Source organism: Agromyces cerinus, assembly GCF_016907835.1.
Classification (GTDB): domain Bacteria; phylum Actinomycetota; class Actinomycetes; order Actinomycetales; family Microbacteriaceae; genus Agromyces; species Agromyces nitratus.
The window spans coordinates 625611-643311 of record NZ_JAFBCT010000001.1 but is presented as its reverse complement, the minus strand read 5'-3'; the positions used below and the strand labels follow the sequence as shown (position 1 = coordinate 643311).

Annotated in this window: 16 protein-coding genes and 1 tRNA gene; 5 read left to right on the top strand and 12 right to left on the bottom strand. The window is 70.3% G+C overall.

The window, feature by feature from the left end; translation table 11 throughout:
- Window positions 1-29: 29 nt before the first annotated feature.
- Both tmk and topA read right to left on the bottom strand, forming a co-directional pair.
- On the bottom strand, window positions 30-650 hold the full coding sequence (gene tmk / locus JOE59_RS03000; RefSeq protein ID WP_204458874.1) for a dTMP kinase: 621 nt from the start codon (window positions 648-650) through the stop codon (window positions 30-32).
- Window positions 647-3493 (bottom strand): type I DNA topoisomerase, encoded by a 2847-nt coding sequence (gene topA / locus JOE59_RS02995; RefSeq protein WP_204458873.1) that lies wholly within the window; start codon window positions 3491-3493, stop codon window positions 647-649. The genes tmk and topA overlap by 4 nt, the downstream gene beginning before the upstream one ends.
- A 212-nt stretch (window positions 3494-3705) precedes the next feature.
- Here topA and JOE59_RS02990 point away from each other — a divergent pair, with 212 nt between their 5' ends.
- Window positions 3706-3942 carry a hypothetical protein gene (locus JOE59_RS02990; protein ID WP_204458872.1) on the top strand — a complete coding sequence of 79 codons (237 nt, stop codon included), beginning with the start codon at window positions 3706-3708 and terminating at the stop codon, window positions 3940-3942.
- 9 nt (window positions 3943-3951) lie between these two features.
- Here the strand turns inward: JOE59_RS02990 and JOE59_RS02985 are convergent, their stop codons facing one another.
- From JOE59_RS02985 to JOE59_RS02965, 5 genes are read right to left on the bottom strand one after another with little or no spacing between them, the layout of a single operon-like run.
- On the bottom strand, window positions 3952-4404 hold the full coding sequence (locus JOE59_RS02985; protein WP_204458871.1) for an Rv3654c family TadE-like protein: 453 nt from the start codon (window positions 4402-4404) through the stop codon (window positions 3952-3954).
- A complete protein-coding gene (locus JOE59_RS02980; RefSeq protein ID WP_307836927.1) occupies window positions 4404-4712 on the bottom strand; it encodes a TadE family type IV pilus minor pilin in 309 nt (102 codons plus the stop codon). Before JOE59_RS02980 ends, JOE59_RS02985 begins: the two co-directional genes overlap by 1 nt.
- Window positions 4713-4728: 16 nt before the next feature.
- Window positions 4729-4968: a DUF4244 domain-containing protein gene (locus JOE59_RS02975; protein WP_204458869.1), complete on the bottom strand. Its 240-nt coding sequence runs from the start codon at window positions 4966-4968 to the stop codon at window positions 4729-4731.
- Window positions 4969-5026: 58 nt separating this feature from the next.
- Window positions 5027-6013, bottom strand: coding sequence for a type II secretion system F family protein (locus tag JOE59_RS02970; protein WP_204458868.1), 987 nt, complete (start codon window positions 6011-6013; stop codon window positions 5027-5029).
- Window positions 6010-7140 (bottom strand): TadA family conjugal transfer-associated ATPase, encoded by a 1131-nt coding sequence (locus JOE59_RS02965; RefSeq protein ID WP_204458867.1) that lies wholly within the window; start codon window positions 7138-7140, stop codon window positions 6010-6012. Before JOE59_RS02965 ends, JOE59_RS02970 begins: the two co-directional genes overlap by 4 nt.
- Before the next feature lie 465 nt (window positions 7141-7605).
- Between JOE59_RS02965 and acs the strand changes: the two genes are divergently transcribed.
- Window positions 7606-9558: an acetate--CoA ligase gene (gene acs, locus JOE59_RS02960; protein WP_204458866.1), complete on the top strand. Its 1953-nt coding sequence runs from the start codon at window positions 7606-7608 to the stop codon at window positions 9556-9558.
- Between the two features lie 79 nt (window positions 9559-9637).
- Here acs and JOE59_RS02955 read toward each other — a convergent pair whose 3' ends face one another.
- Window positions 9638-10108: a RidA family protein gene (locus JOE59_RS02955; RefSeq protein ID WP_204458865.1), complete on the bottom strand. Its 471-nt coding sequence runs from the start codon at window positions 10106-10108 to the stop codon at window positions 9638-9640.
- Window positions 10108-10335 carry a Sp36 family protein gene (sp36, locus tag JOE59_RS02950; protein WP_179550745.1) on the bottom strand — a complete coding sequence of 76 codons (228 nt, stop codon included), beginning with the start codon at window positions 10333-10335 and terminating at the stop codon, window positions 10108-10110. Before sp36 ends, JOE59_RS02955 begins: the two co-directional genes overlap by 1 nt.
- Before the next feature lie 184 nt (window positions 10336-10519).
- Between sp36 and JOE59_RS02945 the strand changes: the two genes are divergently transcribed.
- From JOE59_RS02945 to JOE59_RS02935, 3 genes are all read left to right on the top strand, one after another.
- Window positions 10520-13126, top strand: a complete 2607-nt coding sequence (locus JOE59_RS02945) for a transglycosylase domain-containing protein (protein WP_204458864.1) — start codon at window positions 10520-10522, stop codon at window positions 13124-13126.
- Window positions 13123-14094 carry a metallophosphoesterase gene (locus JOE59_RS02940; protein ID WP_204458863.1) on the top strand — a complete coding sequence of 324 codons (972 nt, stop codon included), beginning with the start codon at window positions 13123-13125 and terminating at the stop codon, window positions 14092-14094. Before JOE59_RS02945 ends, JOE59_RS02940 begins: the two co-directional genes overlap by 4 nt.
- Before the next feature lie 103 nt (window positions 14095-14197).
- A tRNA-Pro gene (locus JOE59_RS02935) sits at window positions 14198-14271 on the top strand.
- A 69-nt stretch (window positions 14272-14340) separates the two neighbouring features.
- Here the strand turns inward: JOE59_RS02935 and JOE59_RS02930 are convergent.
- The 3 genes from JOE59_RS02930 to JOE59_RS02920 all read right to left on the bottom strand — a co-directional run bounded on the left by JOE59_RS02930 (window position 14341) and on the right by JOE59_RS02920 (window position 17689).
- Complete coding sequence (locus JOE59_RS02930) at window positions 14341-15648, bottom strand: UDP-glucose dehydrogenase family protein (RefSeq protein WP_204458862.1); 1308 nt, start codon at window positions 15646-15648, stop codon at window positions 14341-14343.
- 95 nt (window positions 15649-15743) lie between these two features.
- Window positions 15744-16865 (bottom strand): DUF418 domain-containing protein, encoded by a 1122-nt coding sequence (locus tag JOE59_RS02925; protein ID WP_204458861.1) that lies wholly within the window; start codon window positions 16863-16865, stop codon window positions 15744-15746.
- Window positions 16862-17689, bottom strand: coding sequence for a universal stress protein (locus JOE59_RS02920; protein ID WP_204458860.1), 828 nt, complete (start codon window positions 17687-17689; stop codon window positions 16862-16864). Before JOE59_RS02920 ends, JOE59_RS02925 begins: the two co-directional genes overlap by 4 nt.
- Window positions 17690-17701 lie beyond the last annotated feature (12 nt).

The following is a 17701-nucleotide window of genomic DNA, read 5'->3' as shown; positions in this document are numbered from 1 at the left end:
GTCAGCGGCCGACGATGCGATCGACGTGTTCAGAGCAGCCCGACCACTCGGTCGCGGATCGCCGCGGCGATCTCCTCGACCGGCCGCGCCGCGTCGACGACGAGGAAGCGGGCGGGCTCCGCCGCCGCGATCTCGAGGTACGCGTTGCGGACCCGGTCGTGGAACTCGGATGCCTCGGCCTCCAGCCGGTCGTAGCGCGTGCGCGCATCGTCGAGGCGGGTGCGCGCCGACGCGGCATCGAGATCGAGCAGGATCGTCAGGTCGGGCACGAGCCCCTCGGTCGCCCACTCGGAGAGACCCCGCACGGCCTCGGCGTCGAGCACTCGCCCGGCGCCCTGGTAGGCCACCGAGGAGTCGATGTAGCGGTCCTGGATGACGACCTCGCCGCGGGCGAGCGCCGGCCGCACGACGGTCGCGACGTGGTGCGCGCGGTCGGCGGCGTAGAGCAGCGCCTCGGCGCGGGGCGCGATGTCGCCGCGATGGTGCAGCACGATCTCGCGCACCTCGACGCCCACCTCGGTGCCGCCGGGCTCGCGCGTGCGCACGACGGTGCGCCCGGACTCGACCAGCCAGGCGCCGAGCAGTTCGGCCTGGGTCGTCTTTCCGGACCCGTCGCCGCCCTCGAGGGTGATGAAGAGTCCGTCGCTCACTGCTCGGTCGCCGCCTTCTTCGCGGGAGCCTTCTTCGCAGGCGCCTTCTTCGCGGGCGTCTTCTTCGCCGCGGGGGCCTTCTTGGCAGGAGCCTTCTTGGCACGCGGCGCCGCGGGACCCTTGTCGCGCTTGATCTGCAGCAGCTCGACGGCACGCTCGAAGGTGATGTCTTCGACCGACTCGGCGCGCGGGATGGTCGCGTTCGTGGTGCCGTCGGTGACGTACGGCCCGAAACGGCCGTCCTTCACCTTGATCGGCTTGCCGCTGACCGGGTCGGCCTCGAACTCCTTCAGCGCGCTCGACGCGGCGCGGCCGCCGTACTTCGGCTGGGCGAAGAGTTCGAGCGCCCCGTCGAGGCCGATCTCGAAGATCGCATCCTCGCTCGGCAGGGTGCGTGTGTCGGCGCCCTTCTTCAGGTACGGGCCGTAGCGGCCGTTCTGCGCGGTGATCTCGACCTCGGTCTCGGGGTCGACGCCCACGACGCGCGGCAGGTTCAGGAGCCTCAGGGCGGTCTCGAAGTCGATCTCGGCGACCTGCATGCTCTTGAAGAGCGATGCGGTGCGCGGCTTCTCGGCCGGGGGCTTCTTCGCGGCGCGCTTGGCCTTCGGCTTCGCCGCGTCGATCACCTCGCCGGTCGCCGGGTCGACGGTCGCCGCGGCCTCGGCCTCGGGAGCCGCGACGGGCTCGGGGTCGAGCTCGGTGACGTACGGGCCGAAGCGGCCGTCCTTCACGACGACCTCCTTGCCGTTCTCGGGGTTCACGCCGAGCACGCGCGCTTCCTGCACGGGCGCGTCGATGAGCTCGCGGGCCTTCGCCTCGGTGAGCTCGTCGGGGGCGAGGCCCTCGGGAAGGTTCACCCGCCGAGGCGTCGCGTCGGGCGCAGCGCCCTCCTCGACGATCTCGAGGTAGGGGCCGTACTTGCCGATGCGCAGCGTGATGTCGGGCGCGATCTGCACCGAGTTGATCTCGCGGGCGTCGATCTCGCCGAGGTTGTCGACGACCTGCCGCAGACCCCGGTGCTTGTCGGAGCCGAAGTAGAAGCTCGACAGCCAGTCGACGCGGTCGGCCTCGCCGGCGGCGATGTGGTCGAGGTCGTCCTCCATCTCGGCGGTGAAGTCGTACTCCACGAGGTCGCCGAAGTGCTCTTCGAGCAGTCGCACGACCGAGAACGCGATCCAGCTCGGCACGAGGGCCTGCCCGCGCTGCGTCACGTAGCCGCGGTCGATGATCGTGGAGATGATCGAGGCGAACGTCGAGGGCCGGCCGATGCCGAGTTCCTCGAGTCGCTTCACGAGGCTCGCCTCGGTGTAGCGCGGCGGCGGGGACGTCTCGTGGCCCTTGGCCTCGAGGTCGGCCATCGCGAGCGACTGGCCCTCCTTCAGCGGGGGCAGCTTCGCCTCACCGGGCGTCTCCTCGGCGTTGCGCTCCTCGTCACGGCTCTCTTCGTACGCCGCGAGGAAGCCGCGGAAGGTGATGACCGTGCCGCTCGCGGTGAACTCGGCGATGGTACCGCCGACCGGTGCCGATGCCTCGGCGGGCGCGGCGGCATCCGTCGCCGTCGGCCCGACCTCGATCGTGACCGTGGCCGTCTGACCCTTCGCATCGGCCATCTGCGAGGCGACCGTGCGCTTCCAGATCAGGTCGTAGAGCTTGAACTCGCTGCCGCGCAGCACGCTCTGCAGTTCGGCGGGCGTGCGGAACACCTCGCCCGACGGGCGGATGGCCTCGTGGGCCTCCTGCGCGTTCTTCGACTTGCCGGCGTAGACGCGGGGCTTGTCGGGGATCGAGTCGGCTCCGTAGAGCGCGGTCGCCTGGGCCCGGGCGGCGGTGATCGCCTGCTGCGACAACGACGACGAGTCGGTGCGCATATAAGTGATGTAGCCGTTCTCGTAGAGCGACTGCGCCACGCGCATGGTGTCGCGGGCCGAGAGACGGAGCTTGCGGGCGGATTCCTGCTGCAGCGTCGACGTCGTGAACGGTGCTGCCGGGCGACGCGAGTACGGCTTCGACTCGACCTTGGAGACGGTGCGCGGGACGGCGTCGTCGGCGAGCGCGGTGACGAGCGCAGCGGCGGTCGCCTCGTCGAGCACGACGGCCTTGCTCTTCAGCGTTCCGGCGTCGTCGAAGTCGCGGCCGGTCGCGACGCGTTCGCCGCCGAGGCGCACGAGCTTCGCCTCGAACGAGGTCGCGGTGTCGGATGCCTCGGCCGAGAAGCGCCCCGCGAGGTCCCAGTACCCCGCCGCGACGAACGCGAGGCGCTCGCGCTCGCGGTCGACGACGAGGCGGGTGGCGGCGGACTGCACGCGTCCTGCGGACAGGCCGGGGCCGACCTTGCGCCAGAGCACCGGCGAGATCTCGTAGCCGTAGATGCGGTCGAGGATGCGCCGGGTCTCCTGCGCGTCGACGAGTGCGGTGTCGAGGTCGCGGGTGTTGTCCTTCGCCTTCTCGATGGCCTCTTTCGTGATCTCGTGGAAGACCATGCGACGCACCGGCACCTTCGGCTTCAGCTCCTGCAGCAGGTGCCACGCGATGGCCTCGCCCTCGCGGTCCTCATCGGTTGCGAGCAGGAGTTCGTCGGCACCCTTCAGCGCGCGCTTCAGTTCCGCGACGGTCTTCTTCTTGGAGTCGGAGACCACGTAGTACGGCTCGAAGCCGTTGTCGACGTCGACGGAGAACTTGCCGAGCGGGCCCTTCTTGAGCTCGGGCGGCAGGTTCTTGGGCTCGATGAGATCGCGGATGTGTCCGACGGACGACAGCACTTCGTAGCCGTCGCCCAGGTATTGGGCGATCGACTTCATCTTGGTGGGCGACTCGACGATGACCAGTTTTTTCGCGCCTGACACCAGACTCCTCTTTGTTGACAATTGGGACGAGAACGCACATTCGAAGCCGCGCCCCCGAGCGGTGTGCCATCAGCCGGCGAAAATGCTGCGCCGACAGCCACACCATACACACACTGGCCGAGAGGAGGCGCACTCGCGGAACGGTCGAACCGGTTCCGCAGCGCTCCCCGCGCCCCCTTGCGGTTCTCGGAGCGCCGAGGAGAATGGCCATCATGGACACCTCAACGACGAGTTCGTACACGGCGATGCTGGTCGACGGGCCGCTCGAGGGGAAGACGGTGGCCACCGCCTTCCTCGAGTCCGGAGATCCGCGACCCCGCATCGAACTGAACACCGAACAGGGCAAGCACTACGTGTACGCGCGTGCGGCGGGCATGGAGTTCGCGGCGCCCGGCGACGACCGACCGACCGCCGTCGAGTACCGCTTCGTGGAGACCGTGTTCGACTGACCGGTCGGGTCACGGCGGCGCCGCGCCCGGCCACTCGGGCGGTCCGGCGCGTGCCGAGGCCGTGATCGCGAACCCCGGCACCGCATCGACGACGACGGTGACGGATGCCGTGGCGCCGTCGCCCCCGCAGCCGTCGAGCCGTGCACCGTTGCGCGCGGCGATGGCGCCCGCGAGTCGGCACGGCACGCCCGGGACGGCACCCGACATGGCGTCGGCAGCGGCGAGCGCGGCGGCATCGGCGGCGTTCGCCGCACGCTGAGACACGACGAAGACACCGAGTAGTGCGAGCAGCGCCACGGCGAGCGCGGTCATCGCGCCGATGATGCCGATCGCGAGCACGGATGCGGCACCCGATTCAGCTCCGCCCGCTTCGGCTCCGCCCGCTTCGACTGCTCCGTCGTGCTCGAGGGCGCGTGCGCCAGCGCCCGGGCGGGGCGCATCGGTCGCGGGTGCCCGGCGCATCACCGCCCTCCCGTCACGGCGCACGATTCGGCGCGCAACTCGATCGCAGCGAGCAGGCCGCCGCCGGAAGCGGTGAGCGTCGCGCAGACGAACTGCCCGTCGGTCGCCGTCGAGAGCCCCGCCCCGCCCGAGATGCGCTCCGCGATCGCCGCCGCCTCCGACTCCGACTCGCCGCGACCGAGCGCTCGGGCGGCGTCGGCCGCGGCATCCGTCAGTCGCACCTGCTGCGCCGCCAACTGCACCGAGGCGAGGCAGGCTGCGAGCACGAGGGCGATCGCGGGCAGCGCGACCGCGAATTCCGCGGTCACGCTGCCGCGTTCGCGCTCAGCCGACCGTGAGCGCATTCCGCACGAGGTCGGTGAGGATGCCGCGCACCTCGTCGCCGCGGAGGATGATGACGAGCAGCCCGGCGAAGCCGACCGCCGCCATCGTCGCCACCGCGTACTCGGCCGTCGCCGCTCCGCGCTCACCTGCGAGCCGCACGGCGATCCGTCTGACGATGCCGCGGCGGCGACCCCGTCGAGTGCGACCTCGGGGCGGTGCGGTGCTCGAGTCTCCGTGCATGGTGTTCCTTTCGGTGATGCCGGCGTGCCGGCGGTCGGGTGGCACGAGTCGGGTCGGGTCACAGGGCACCGCCGAGGGTGCCGGTGACGACCGAGATCATGAGGGGTGCGACGCCGAGCAGCACGAAGGCCGGGAGCACGCAGAGCCCGAGGGGCAGCATGAGCCGCACGCCGAGCGCGGCGGCACGTTCGACGCCGGCAGACCTCGCCGCCCTGCGCAGGCGGTACGCCTCGGCACGCAGCAGTTCGGCGACCGGGGCGCCGGCACGCGCCGCGAGGCCGAGCACCGCGTCGACCTCGGCGCCGTCACCGGCGTGCGGAACGAACCGCACGATCGTGTCGCGGGTCAGGGCCCGTGCGCGATCGATCGAGACGCCGCTCGACATGGCGATGGCCAGCAGTTCGAGCTCGAGACCGGCGTCGACCCGCGAGCGCCCCGCTCGCGCCGCGAGCACCAGGTTCCACCGGTGGCCGCCCCAGAGGCTGGCGAGCCCGAGCGCGAGACAGGCGAGCCCGATGGGGTTGCCGAACAGCACGCCCAGCGTGTCGAAGCCGAGTGTCGCACCGAACAGCACCGCGATGGCGGGCAGCGCCATCACGAGCCGGGCGCTCGCGGCCGGGCCGGCGAGCGCCGCCCGCACCTCCCGACGCAGTTGCGCCTCGTCGCGCAGCACCGCGGCGAGTTCGCGCAGGCTCCCCGCGAGCGGCGCGCCGGACTCGGCGGCGACACCCCACGCTGCGGCGAGCACCGGCCAGGCTGCGGATGCCTCAGGGCGATCGGGCAGCGAATCGGCGATCGCCGGAGCGACCGGGTCTCCGCGCCGTGCCGCCGCCGCGGCGATCGCGAGCACTCCCGCGTCGGCGCCCGAGATCGAGTCGGCGCCGACATTGCTCCACGCGCTCGGTGCCGGCACGCCCGCTGCGAGGAGCACCGCGAGCCGCTCGGTGACCGCGGCGATCGCATCGACCTCGGCAGCGGGGTCTGGGCGCCGGCGGCCGCCGAGCCGATCGACGAACCTCTGCCGCCGCGGGATCCGCCCGCTCATGTCGCCTCGACCGCGAGGCGGTCGTCGTGCTGCTCGAACCGGCCCATCTGCGCGAGTCGGCGCCGTCCGTCGACCCGCTCGAGATGGAGCACGAGATCGAAGGCGCTCACTGTCTGCCGCGCGAGGGCATCGGGCGAGAGGCCTGCGATCGCGCCGAGCGCCTCGAGCCGGGCCGGGACGTCGGCGAGCGAGTTCGCGTGCAGCGTGCCCGCGCCGCCGTCGTGGCCGGTGTTGAGCGCGGCGAGGAGTTCTCGGAGTTCGGCGCCGCGGCACTCGCCGACGACGAGACGATCGGGGCGCATGCGCAGCGCCTCCCGGAGCAGCGCGTCGAGCCCGACCCTGCCCGTGCCCTCGAGGTTGGCCTGCCGCGCCTCGAGCGAGACCACGTGCGGATGATCGACCTGCAGTTCGGCGACGTCTTCGATGACGACGAGCCGCTCGCGCTCGGGAGCCTCGGCGAGGAGTGCGGCGAGGAGGGTCGTCTTGCCGGTGCCACCGGCGCCCGTCACGAGGAGGTTCTTGCGGGCGGCGACCGCAGCGCGCAGCGTCGACTCCTGCGACGGGTCGATCATGCCCGCCCGCGCGAGCGCGGCGAGCGAGAACCCGCCCGCCCGTGGCACGCGCACCGAGATGGTCGTGCCGGTCGACGACACCGGCGGCAGCACCGCGTGCACCCGGATGCCGGCCCCCAGACGCACATCGACCGCGGGCGTCGCCTCGTCGATGTGGCGCCCGCCCCGGGCGATGAGCTGCACGGCGAGCGCACGAACTTCGGCTTCGTCGGCCGTCCAGCCGGGCTCCCGCTCGGCACCGGCGCCGCGATCGATCCAGAGGCCGCGGTCTCCGTTCACGAAGAGATCGGTGACCGGCCCGTCGACGGCGAACACCTCGAGCGGACCGAGCAGCGACAGGTCTGCGCCGGGGCGTCGTGTCGCTTCGGCCGACACGGAGCCGCCGGTCGCTCCGGCATCGCGGCCGAGCCTCGCCTCACCATGCGGGCGGACGACCGGCGACTCGGCCGGCGACCACGACGTGTCGCGCTCGCGCGGCCCGAATGCGCGCTCGACGGAGGGTGGCACGAGCGGCTCCTGCTGCCAGGACGGCGACGCCACGAAGGGATGGGACATGTCGCGAGCGTAGGAAACGGAACAGGCCCCGCGGCATCCGTTCGACCCCTGAGACGGAAAGAGCCTCCCCCACATCGTTGTGGAGGAGGACTCGATCGGGCCGCAGCGCAGAACGCGCGCTGCCAATTAACGAAAGGGGGCGGCACCCATTGGGGGGAACAGGTGCCGCCTCGGCAGCGCAAGGATTGGGGGGAATCACGAGCGCTGCAGGCCACGAAACGAGTGTTCGGGCGGTACTCAGCATACGGCCTGCAGAAGGATGCGCAAGTATTTTCTGTCCTCATTTGTGCCGACACACAGAATTCTCTGCGCTTGGGCACAGGAACGCGCGCCGTTCGGCTCGAAAACCGCTCTGCGACGCTACAGGACGACACGATTCCTCAGCGGATCGGAGCGGCGGGTAGTGTGCTGCGTGGGGCAGGCGACCCATCCGAAGAACACTCGCGAAGGAGCGACTGAAGAACCATGACCGTTCAGATCGATCACGCGCTCGAGGAGATCCGGCGATTCCGCCCGAGCCCCGAGTTCGCCGCCCAAGCCGTCGCCGACGAGCGCCTCTACGAAGACGCGGCGGCCGACCGCCTCGGCTTCTGGGCCGACCAGGCCCGCGAACTGCTCACCTGGAGCACGCCGTTCACGCAGACCCTCGACTGGTCGAATCCCCCCTTCGCCAAGTGGTTCCACGACGGCGAGCTCAACGTCGCCTACAACTGCCTCGACCGCCACGTCGAAGCGGGTCTCGGCGACCGCGTCGCCCTCCACTTCGAGGGCGAGCCGGGTGACAGCCGCTCGATCACGTACGCCGAACTGACAGCCGACGTGAAGCGCGCCGCGAACGCGCTCCTCGCGCTCGGCGTGCAGGCCGGCGACCGGGTCGCCATCTACCTGCCGATGATCCCCGAGGCCGTCATCGCGATGCTCGCGTGCGCCCGCATCGGCGCCGTGCACTCCGTGGTGTTCGGCGGATTCTCGGCGAAGAGCCTGCAGTCGCGCATCGACGACGCGCAGGCCGAGGTCGTCATCACCGCCGACGGCGGCTACCGCAAGGGCAAGGCCTTCCCGCTGAAGCCCACGGTCGACGAGGCCATCGAGGCCGCGGAGACCACCGTGCGATCGGTGCTCGTGGTGAACCGCACCGGCGGCGACGTGGCCTGGGTCGAGGGGCGCGACGTGTCGTGGAGCGAGCAGCTCGCCGCGGCCGACGCCGAGCACGAGGCGCAGGGCTTCAACGCCGAGCACCCGCTGTTCATCCTCTACACCTCGGGCACCACCGGCAACCCGAAAGGCATCCTGCACACCTCGGGCGGCTACCTGACGCAGGCCGCGTTCACCCACAAGAACGTCTTCGACCTGCACCCCGAGCGCGACGTCTACTGGTGCACGGCCGATGTCGGCTGGATCACCGGCCACTCCTACGTCGTCTACGGGCCGCTCGCCAACGGCGCCACCCAGGTGCTCTACGAGGGCACGCCCGACACGCCGCACCCCGGCCGCTGGTGGGAGATCATCGAGAAGTACAAGGTCTCGATCCTCTACACGGCGCCCACCGCCATCCGCTCGTTCATGAAGCAGGGCCGCGATGTCGTGCACGGCTTCAACGTGCGGTCGCTGCGGCTGCTCGGCTCGGTCGGCGAGCCGATCAACCCCGAGGCCTGGATCTGGTATCGCCACGTCATCGGCGGCGGCTCCATCCCCGTGGTCGACACGTGGTGGCAGACCGAGACCGGCGCGATCATGATCTCCGCTCTGCCCGGCATCACCGACCTGAAGCCCGGTTCGGCGCAGGTTCCGGTGCCCGGCATCTCGATCGACATCGTCGACGACGACGGCATCCCGATCGAGGGCGAGGGCGGCGGCCTCCTCACGATCACCGAGCCGTGGCCGTCGATGCTCCGCGGCATCTGGGGCGACCCCGAGCGCTTCAAGGAGACGTACTGGGAGAAGTTCGGCGACAAGTACTTCGCCGGCGACGGCGCCCGTCGCGATGAGGACGGCGACATCTGGCTGCTCGGCCGGGTCGACGACGTCATGAACGTCTCGGGCCACCGGCTCTCGACCGCCGAGATCGAGTCCTCCCTCGTCGCCCACCCCTGGACGGCCGAGGCCGCGGTCGTCGGCGCGTCCGACGAGGCGACCGGCCAGGCCGTGGTCGCATTCGTCATCCTGAAGTCGAGCCAGGCCGACCAGGTGACCGACGTCGCGGCCGCCAGCGACGAGCTGCGCAAGCACGTCGCCCAGCAGATCGGCGCGATCGCACGACCGCGTCAGGTGTTCATCGTCAACGAACTGCCGAAGACGCGCTCGGGCAAGATCATGCGGCGCCTCCTCCGCGACCTCGCCGAGGGCCGTGAGATCGGCGACACGACGACGCTCGCCGACACCTCGATCATGCAGGTCATCAGCGAGCAGGTGAAGTAGGCCTCACCGGCCCTGAGACGACGGATGCCGCGTCGGGATCGATCCCGACGCGGCATCCGTCGTTCGTGGCGGAGTTCGACTAGGCGAACTCGACCACCAGTTCGAGCTCGACCGGCGAGTCGAGCGGCAGCACCGCGACGCCGACCGCCGAGCGGGCGTGGCGACCCGCGTCGCCGAAGATCTCGCCGAGCACCTCGGATGCGCCGTTGATGACTCCCGGCTGGCCGGTGAACGACGGGTCGGATGCCACGAAGCCGACGAGCTTCACGATGCGGGTGACCCGGTCGAGCGATCCGATCTCGGCGCGCACGGCAGCGAGGGCGTTGAGCACGCACGTGCGGGCGTAGGCCTTCGCGTCGTCGGCCGGCACGAGCCCGTGACCGTCGCCGACCTTGCCGGTCGCCGGCAGGGCGCCCGCGGTGAAGGGCAGCTGGCCCGAGGTGTAGACGTGGGCGCCGGTGACGACGGCCGGCACGTATGCGGCGACGGGCGGCGCGACCTCGGGCAGTTCGATGCCGAGCTCGGCCAGACGCGCCTCGACGGCGGCCATCAGGCCTGTCCCTCGAACTGCTTGGCCGCCTGCGCTGCGGCCGCGGCTCCAGCGGATGCCGCGGCCGACGACTCGCCGCCGGTGGGACGCTTCAGGTAGGCGACGAGGCCGCCCTCGGGGCCCTGCACGATCTGCACGAGCTCCCATCCCTCGGAGCCCCAGTTGTTCAGGATCGCCGCGGTGTTGTGGATGAGCAGCGGAGTGGTGATGTACTCCCAGGTCGTCATGGTTCCTCGTCTCTGTGGTGCCTGTGTCGACCGAGCCGCGGCCGAATGCCGCGACGTGGCCGAACGGAGCGCGGGATTCGCGTACTTCGGCGCGCCTCCGCCACGATGCAACGTTCAGCCTGCATAGCGGGATTTGTCAGCCTTCTCCGTTAAGCTCCACTATATGTCTGCCCAAAAACGTACGATGAGCGACGTCGGCGCCGGAATCCTCGGCTTCGTCGGCATGAGCGCTCTCGCCGGCGTGCTCGTCACCGCCGCAGTGACTCCGGCCCTCGCCGTCACCGGCATGGCCGCGAACAACAGCATCACGATGTTCGAGAACCTGCCCGGGTACCTCGAGATCGGCGAGCTCGCGCAGAAGTCCACGATCTATGCGATGAAGCCCGACGGCACGCCGTCGCCGATGGCGTGGTTCTACGACGACAACCGCGAAGAGGTGGCGTTCGACTACATCTCGCAGTACCTGAAGGATGCCGCGATCGCCGGTGAGGACCCGAGGTTCTACGACCACGGCGGCATCGACATCGCGGGCACCGTGCGCGGCGCACTCAGCACCGTGCTCGACAAGGGCACCCAGGGTGGCTCCTCGATCACCCAGCAGTACGTGAAGAACGTGCTCGTCGCGAACGACATGGCGAAGGCGACGACCGACGAGGAGCGCACCGAGGCGTGGGAGAAGCACACCCGCACCTCGGTCGACCGCAAGCTCAAGGAGATGCGCTACGCGATCGCCGTCGAGAAGGAGTACCCGAAGGACGAGATCCTCCGGGGCTACCTCAACATCGCCGGGTTCGGCGGACAGATCTACGGCGTGCAGACCGCCGCGTCCTACTACTTCGGCACGAACGCGAAAGACCTCTCGCTCGCCCAGGCGGCGAGCCTCATCGCGATCGTCAACAGCCCCGAGGAGTTCCGCCTCGACTACCCCGACGACGAGCTCAACGGCGCCGCGACGGTCGTCGACGGCGAGACCGTGCCGTACGCACGCAACAAGGAGCGTCGCGACTACATCCTGAAGAAGATGCTCGACGAGAAGAAGGTCACCCAAGAGGCATACGACGCGGCCGTCGCCGAGCCCGTGGCCCCGAAGATCACCGAGCCGTCGAGCGGCTGCCAGGCATCCAAGGTCTACGCGTACTTCTGCGACTACGTGACGTGGGAGATCAAGAACAAGCTCGACGACCCCGAGACCAAAGACGTCAACGAGGGTGCTCGCATGCTCGAGCGCGGTGGTCTCGACATCTACACGACGATCGACATGGAGATGCAGTCCGAGTCCTACAAGGCGGTGCACGACAACGTGCCGACGTCGGCGGAGGGCATCAACATCGGCGGGTCCGCCGTCTCGGTCGAGGTCGGCACCGGGCGCATCCTCGCGATGGCGCAGAACACGGTATACAACGTCGATCCCGACGTGTCCGGCGACGGGTACGACGCCGTCAACTACAACGCGTCGATCGACTACGGCAGTTCCCACGGATTCCAGCCCGGATCGACGTTCAAGATCTTCACGCTCGGCCAATGGCTGAACGAGGGGCACTCGGTCAACGAGAGCGTCGATGCGAAGAAGCGCTCGAACTGGGGCACCTTCCAAGACAGCTGCGACGGCCCGAAGGACGCCGGCGACTGGGACCCGCGCAATGACGAGGGCAACAGCGGCGGGTTCCAGACCGCCCTGTACAACACCGTGACCTCCCAGAACACCGGGTTCGTGGCGATGGCGAAGCAGCTCGACCTCTGCGGCATCAAGAAGACCGCGAGTGGCCTCATGAGCGCCGGCCGTGCCGACGGCAAGCCGCTCGGTGAAGGCGTCGACGAGAACGGCGATCGGATCCCGTTCGGCCCCTCCGCCGTGCTCGGCACCGAAGAGGTCGCACCGATCTCGATGGCGACGGCGTTCGCTGCCGTCGCGGGCGGCGGCAAGTCGTGCACGCCGATCGCGATCGACAGCATCACCGAGGCGGACGGTGAGCCGGTCGAGGTGCCGAAGTCGACGTGCACGCAGGCGGTCACCGCCGATGTGGCGGCCGGCATGAACTACGCGCTGCAGCGCGTGATGACCGACGGCACCGGCCGATCCTCGCGCCAGTACATGGACACCTCCGACACCCCGATGATCGGCAAGACGGGTACCACCGACGATGCCTGGGCGACCTGGATGAGCGGCGCATCGTCGAAGGTGGCGACGGTCGTCGGCGTCTACAACGTCACCGGGTTCGTCAACCTGCGTGACACCTACTTCGACGCCGGACAGGCCGCATCGCTGCGTCACAACATCTGGCCGCGCATCATGGACGTCGCGAACCGCAAGTACCCCGGCTCGGACTTCCCCGAGCCGAAGCAGGAGTACCTGTCGACCCCGATGGCAGCCGTGCCGAGCGTGCTCGGCCTCGCTCCCGAGGCGGCCCAGAAGGCGCTCGAGCAGGCCGGATTCGGCTGGACCATGGACGGCGAGGTCGATTCGTCGCAGCCGAAGGGCACGATCGGAAGCCAGTCGGCCTCCGGCCAGGCTCCGCGCGGCTCGACGATCTCGCTGAAGACCAGCCGCGGCAATCAGTCGGGTGTCCCCGACGTGACCGGCATGCAGGCCGACCTGGCCGAAGCCGCCCTCTCGGCGGCCGGCTTCCGTGTCGAGCGGAACGAGGAGGACACGAACGACCCGACCAAGGTCGGATTCGTGATCTCGCAGTCGCCGGGGTCCGGTGAGAACGCCAAGGCCGGTTCGAAGGTGACGATCGTGGTCGGCCGTCTCGAAGACGGCGGCGGCGGCAACTCACCGGGCGACGGTTGACCGCCCGCTTGACGCCCGTCGCGCGGATCGCACTGGCGATCGGCGCGGCGGGCGTCGCCGCCTTCGCCTACGGCTCACTGGTCGAGCGCACGCGCTGGACTCTCCGCCGAGTGGATGTGCCCGTGCTTCCGCCGGGCGCCGAGCCGATCCGCGTGCTGCACCTCTCCGACCTGCACATGGCCCCATGGCAGCGCGACAAGCAGGAGTGGGTGCGGAGCCTCGCCGCGCTGCAGCCCGATCTCGTCGTCGACACCGGCGACAACCTCGGACATGAACGCGGCATCGAGGGAGTCCGTCGGGCACTCGAGCCGTTCCGCGGCGTGCCCGGGGTGTTCGTCAACGGTTCGAACGACTACTTCGGCCCGTTGCTGAAGAACCCGTTCGCCTACTTCTCCGGTCCGTCACGCCTCGGCCGTCGCGCCAAGCCGATCGACATCGGCGCGCTGCACGCCTTCTTCGACGAGCTCGGCTGGCACGACCTCGACAACACCGCGACCGCGCTCGACCTGCGCGGCACCCATTTCGAGTTCTTCGGTGTCGACGACCCGCACAAGGGCTACGACCGCCTCGACCTCATCACCGCGGCGATCGATGAGTTGCGCGCCGAAGACCCGCTCGGCGATGAGACGTGGCCCGACGAGGCATCCGCTGTCGTCCGCCCCACCGTGACCGTCGGCGTCGCCCACGCGCCGTACCAGCGCGTGCTCAACTCGTTCGTGAACCACGGCGCCCAGCTCATGCTCGCGGGGCACACGCACGGCGGCCAGGTGTGCGTGCCGGGCTTCGGCGCGCTCGTCACCAACTGCGACATCCCGCGCGACCAGGTCAAGGGCCTCAGCGTCTGGCGCCACGGACTGCGGTCGGCGTTCCTGAACGTCTCGGCGGGCCTCGGCACGTCGATCTACGCTCCGGTGCGCTTCGCCTGCCCGCCGGAGGCGACGCTGCTGACACTCGTGCCCACCGAATAGTCGTTCGCGGGCAGGTCGGGGCGGCAGTCGCCAATCGCGAGCCCGAGATGGTCTGACGGCCTCGATTTATCGGCTATTCTTGTTGAGGCTCGCAAGGGCCACCCGGGGTGTGGCGCAGCTTGGTAGCGCGCGTCGTTCGGGACGACGAGGTCGCAGGTTCAAATCCTGTCACCCCGACCGGGTGAAACCCCCTCCTTCGGGAGGGGGTTTTCTCATGTCCGCCGGCGATCGGCCGACGCAGGGCCGCTACGGCCGGCCGATGCCGCGGTACTGCCAGCCGGCAGACCGCCACACGGCGGGATCGAGCACGTTGCGCCCGTCGATGATGCGCCGCTCCCCCACGAGCCGTCCGGCGGCCTCGGGATCCAGTGCGCGGTACTCGTTCCACTCGGTGGCGAGGATCACGAGATCCGCACCGAACAGGGCCTCCCGCGTCGTCGACGCCGTACCGAGGTCGGGGCGCCGCGCCAGCGCGTTCTCGAGCCCCTCGGGGTCGGTCACCACGACCTCGGCGCCGAGCTCCTGGAGGCTGACCGCGATGTCGAGCGCCGGCGAGTCGCGCACGTCGTCGGAATCGGGCTTGAACGTCACGCCGAGCACCGCGACCTTCTTGCCGGCAGCGGAACCGCCGAGGTCCTGCACTGCGAGGTCCACCACCCGGCGCCGCTGACGCAGGTTGGTCTCGTCGACCTCGCCGAGGAAGGCGAGCGTGTCGTCCAGGCCGAGCTCCTCGGCCCGCGCGATGAACCCGCGGATGTCCTTCGGAAGGCAGCCGCCGCCGAAGCCGACACCCGCGTTGAGGAAGCGCCGGCCGATGCGCGCGTCGTGCCCGATCGCATCGGCGAGCGCCGTGACATCCGCCCCCGTGGCATCGGCGATCTCGGACATCGCGTTGATGAAGCTGATCTTCGTCGCGAGGAAGGCGTTCGCCGCGACCTTCACGAGTTCGGCCGTGGCATAGTCGGTGACGATGCGGGGCGTGCCCGCCTCGATCGCGGCACGATAGACGTGATCGAGCACGGATGCCGCGTGGTCGTCTCCCTGCCCGACGCCGTAGACCAGGCGGTCGGGGGAAAGCGTGTCCTTCACGGCGAAGCCCTCGCGCAGGAACTCGGGATTCCACGCGAGGCCGGCGTGCGGCGCCGCTGATGCGAGGCGTTCGGCGAGGCGGGCGGCCGTGCCCACGGGCACCGTGCTCTTGCCGACGATCAGCGCACCGTCGGCCAGGTGCGGCAGCAGTGCCTCGAACGCGGCATCGACGAAGGAGACGTCGGCCGCTCCCGTCTCGGCGGACTGCGGAGTGCCGACGGCGAGGAAATGCACCTCGGCGTCTGCTGCGGTCGCGATGTCGGTGCTGAACCGCAGTCGCCCGCTCGCCGTCGCCGACGCGAGGATCTCGGGGAGCCCCGGTTCGTAGAAGGCCGGCCGGCCGGCCGCGAGCGCCGCGATCTTGCGCTCGTCGACGTCGATGCCGACCACGTCGTGGCCGAGTTCGGCCATCGCGGAGGCGTGCACCGCACCGAGGTAGCCGCAGCCGATGACGGAGATGCGCATGGAGATCCTCCCGATCGAACCGTTCCATTCTGCCGTACCCGCGGTGTGTCCACGCCGGAGCGGAGCGGCACCGCAACCGGATCGCCGTCCGCGGTTCACCGCCGGTCTGGTGCCCGCGGGCCATCCGCTCGGCCCCGACCGCTCGCCCACCGGAGCACCCGTTCGAGTGGACCCCGGCCGAGATAGCGCCGCCACAGCCAGGCGAAGATCATCGACCCGACGATCAACCCGAAGAGCAGCTCGAACGAGTCGTCGGTGTAGAACCCGCCCTCGACGCGGATCGATGCGGCGAGCACGACGAGGTGCAGCGTGTAGATCGTGAGCGGCATCGACCCCATCGCGATGACCGGCGAGAGCACGGCGCAGGCCACCCTGCGCACCGACGGGCGCGCGAAGAAGGTCAGCAGCAGCATCCCGGCCACGACGACGACACCGACCCCGACGTTTCCGAGCGCTTCGAGCGAGGTGCGCAACGCCGTGATCCATGGATCGGTCTCGCCTGCGGATGCCGCGTCGGCGTCGACGGGCATGAGCGCGACGACCGGCAGCAGCACCGCGGCCGTGGCGGCTCCCGCGAGCGCCGCGATCGTCACCACCCGCGGCGAGGCCAGGTCGAAGCGCACGAGGGCGAGTCCGATCATCATCACGGGCACCCACTCCACGACCGGATAGGCACCACTGATGAACCAGTCGACGACGATCGCGAACGAGCCCTGCTGCAGGTCGACGACCAGATCGGTGGTGCTCGCGAGCGCGGCGAAGCCCGGCATGATCGCGAGCAGGGCGATGCCGGCCCCGAGCGCCGCACGCGCCGGCATGAACAGCAGCGGCAGCATCACGAGGAATGCGACCCCGTAGACGTCGAGGATGATGAACACGAGCGGATGCAGGGTCACGGCGATGAGCAGCCCGAGCACGATGAGGATCACCGCTCGGATCGTGATCTGACGCCGCAGGATGCTCCGCCCTGTCGTGATCGGCCGGGTGCCGCCCGAGATGAAGGCCAATCCCATGCCCGCGGTGAGCGCGAACAGCAACCGTGGACGTTCGTCGGCGATCGCCAGGAGCGAGGCCGCGTCGGCGGAGGCCACGGCTGGTGCGACGTGCGCGACGAACATGCCGATCAGCGCGAGCCCGCGCGCGGCATCCACGCCGTCGACCCGCCTCGCTTCGGGCGAGACCGAGGTCGCCGTGGCGACGCGGGCGGCGTCGGTCATCTGAGCACGATCGTCGGCGTCACGAGGTCGGCGAGCACGCCCTGGCTGACGGATCCGAGGAGGAACCTCGCGAGCGCGCCGCGTCCGTGGCTGCCGACGACGAGCATGCTCGCCTCCGATGCAGCCTCCGTGAGGTCGTGCACGGGGTCGCCGGCGACGACGGTGCGCCGCACCTCGAGCCCCGGATGTGCTGCGGTGACCGGTGCCAGTGCGGCGTCGAGGATCTCCTCCTCCGCACGAGCCAGATCGTCGGCGGCGATGAGCGGGGCGCCGTAGCCGTACTCGCCGCCGACCATCGCCACGACGTCCCAGGAATGCACCGCGATGAGCGGCTCGCCGGTGCGGTCGGCCTCATCGGCGGCGAACGCGAGCGCGTGATCGGAGATGTGCGAGCCGTCGACCCCGACCACGATGCCCCGACGTCCGCCGGGGTCGCGGTCGGGGATGACCGCGACCGCCGCACGGCTCACCGCAGCGATGCGCAGGCTCAGCACTCGGCGCCGACTGGCACGGCGGCCTCCGTGCCAGTCGCTGCCGACCACGAGCATCTCGGCATCGGCCGAGATCCGCTCGAAGACATCGATCGGAGACCCGCGTTCGAGCGTCGTGACGACCTCGAGGCCGGCGTCGACGGCGGCGGCGAGGGCGGCGGCCTCGTCGAGGCATTCCCGCGCCCCGGACTCGACGGACGCGCTCGACGCCTCGTCGACGACCTGCACGAGTCGCACCCTGCTGCCCGACCAGGACGCCCGTTGCGCCGCCCAGCGCACGGCGCGCTCGGTGGCGGAACCGCCCGTGCCGACACCCACCGCGATCTCGTTCATGGCGCACCTCCG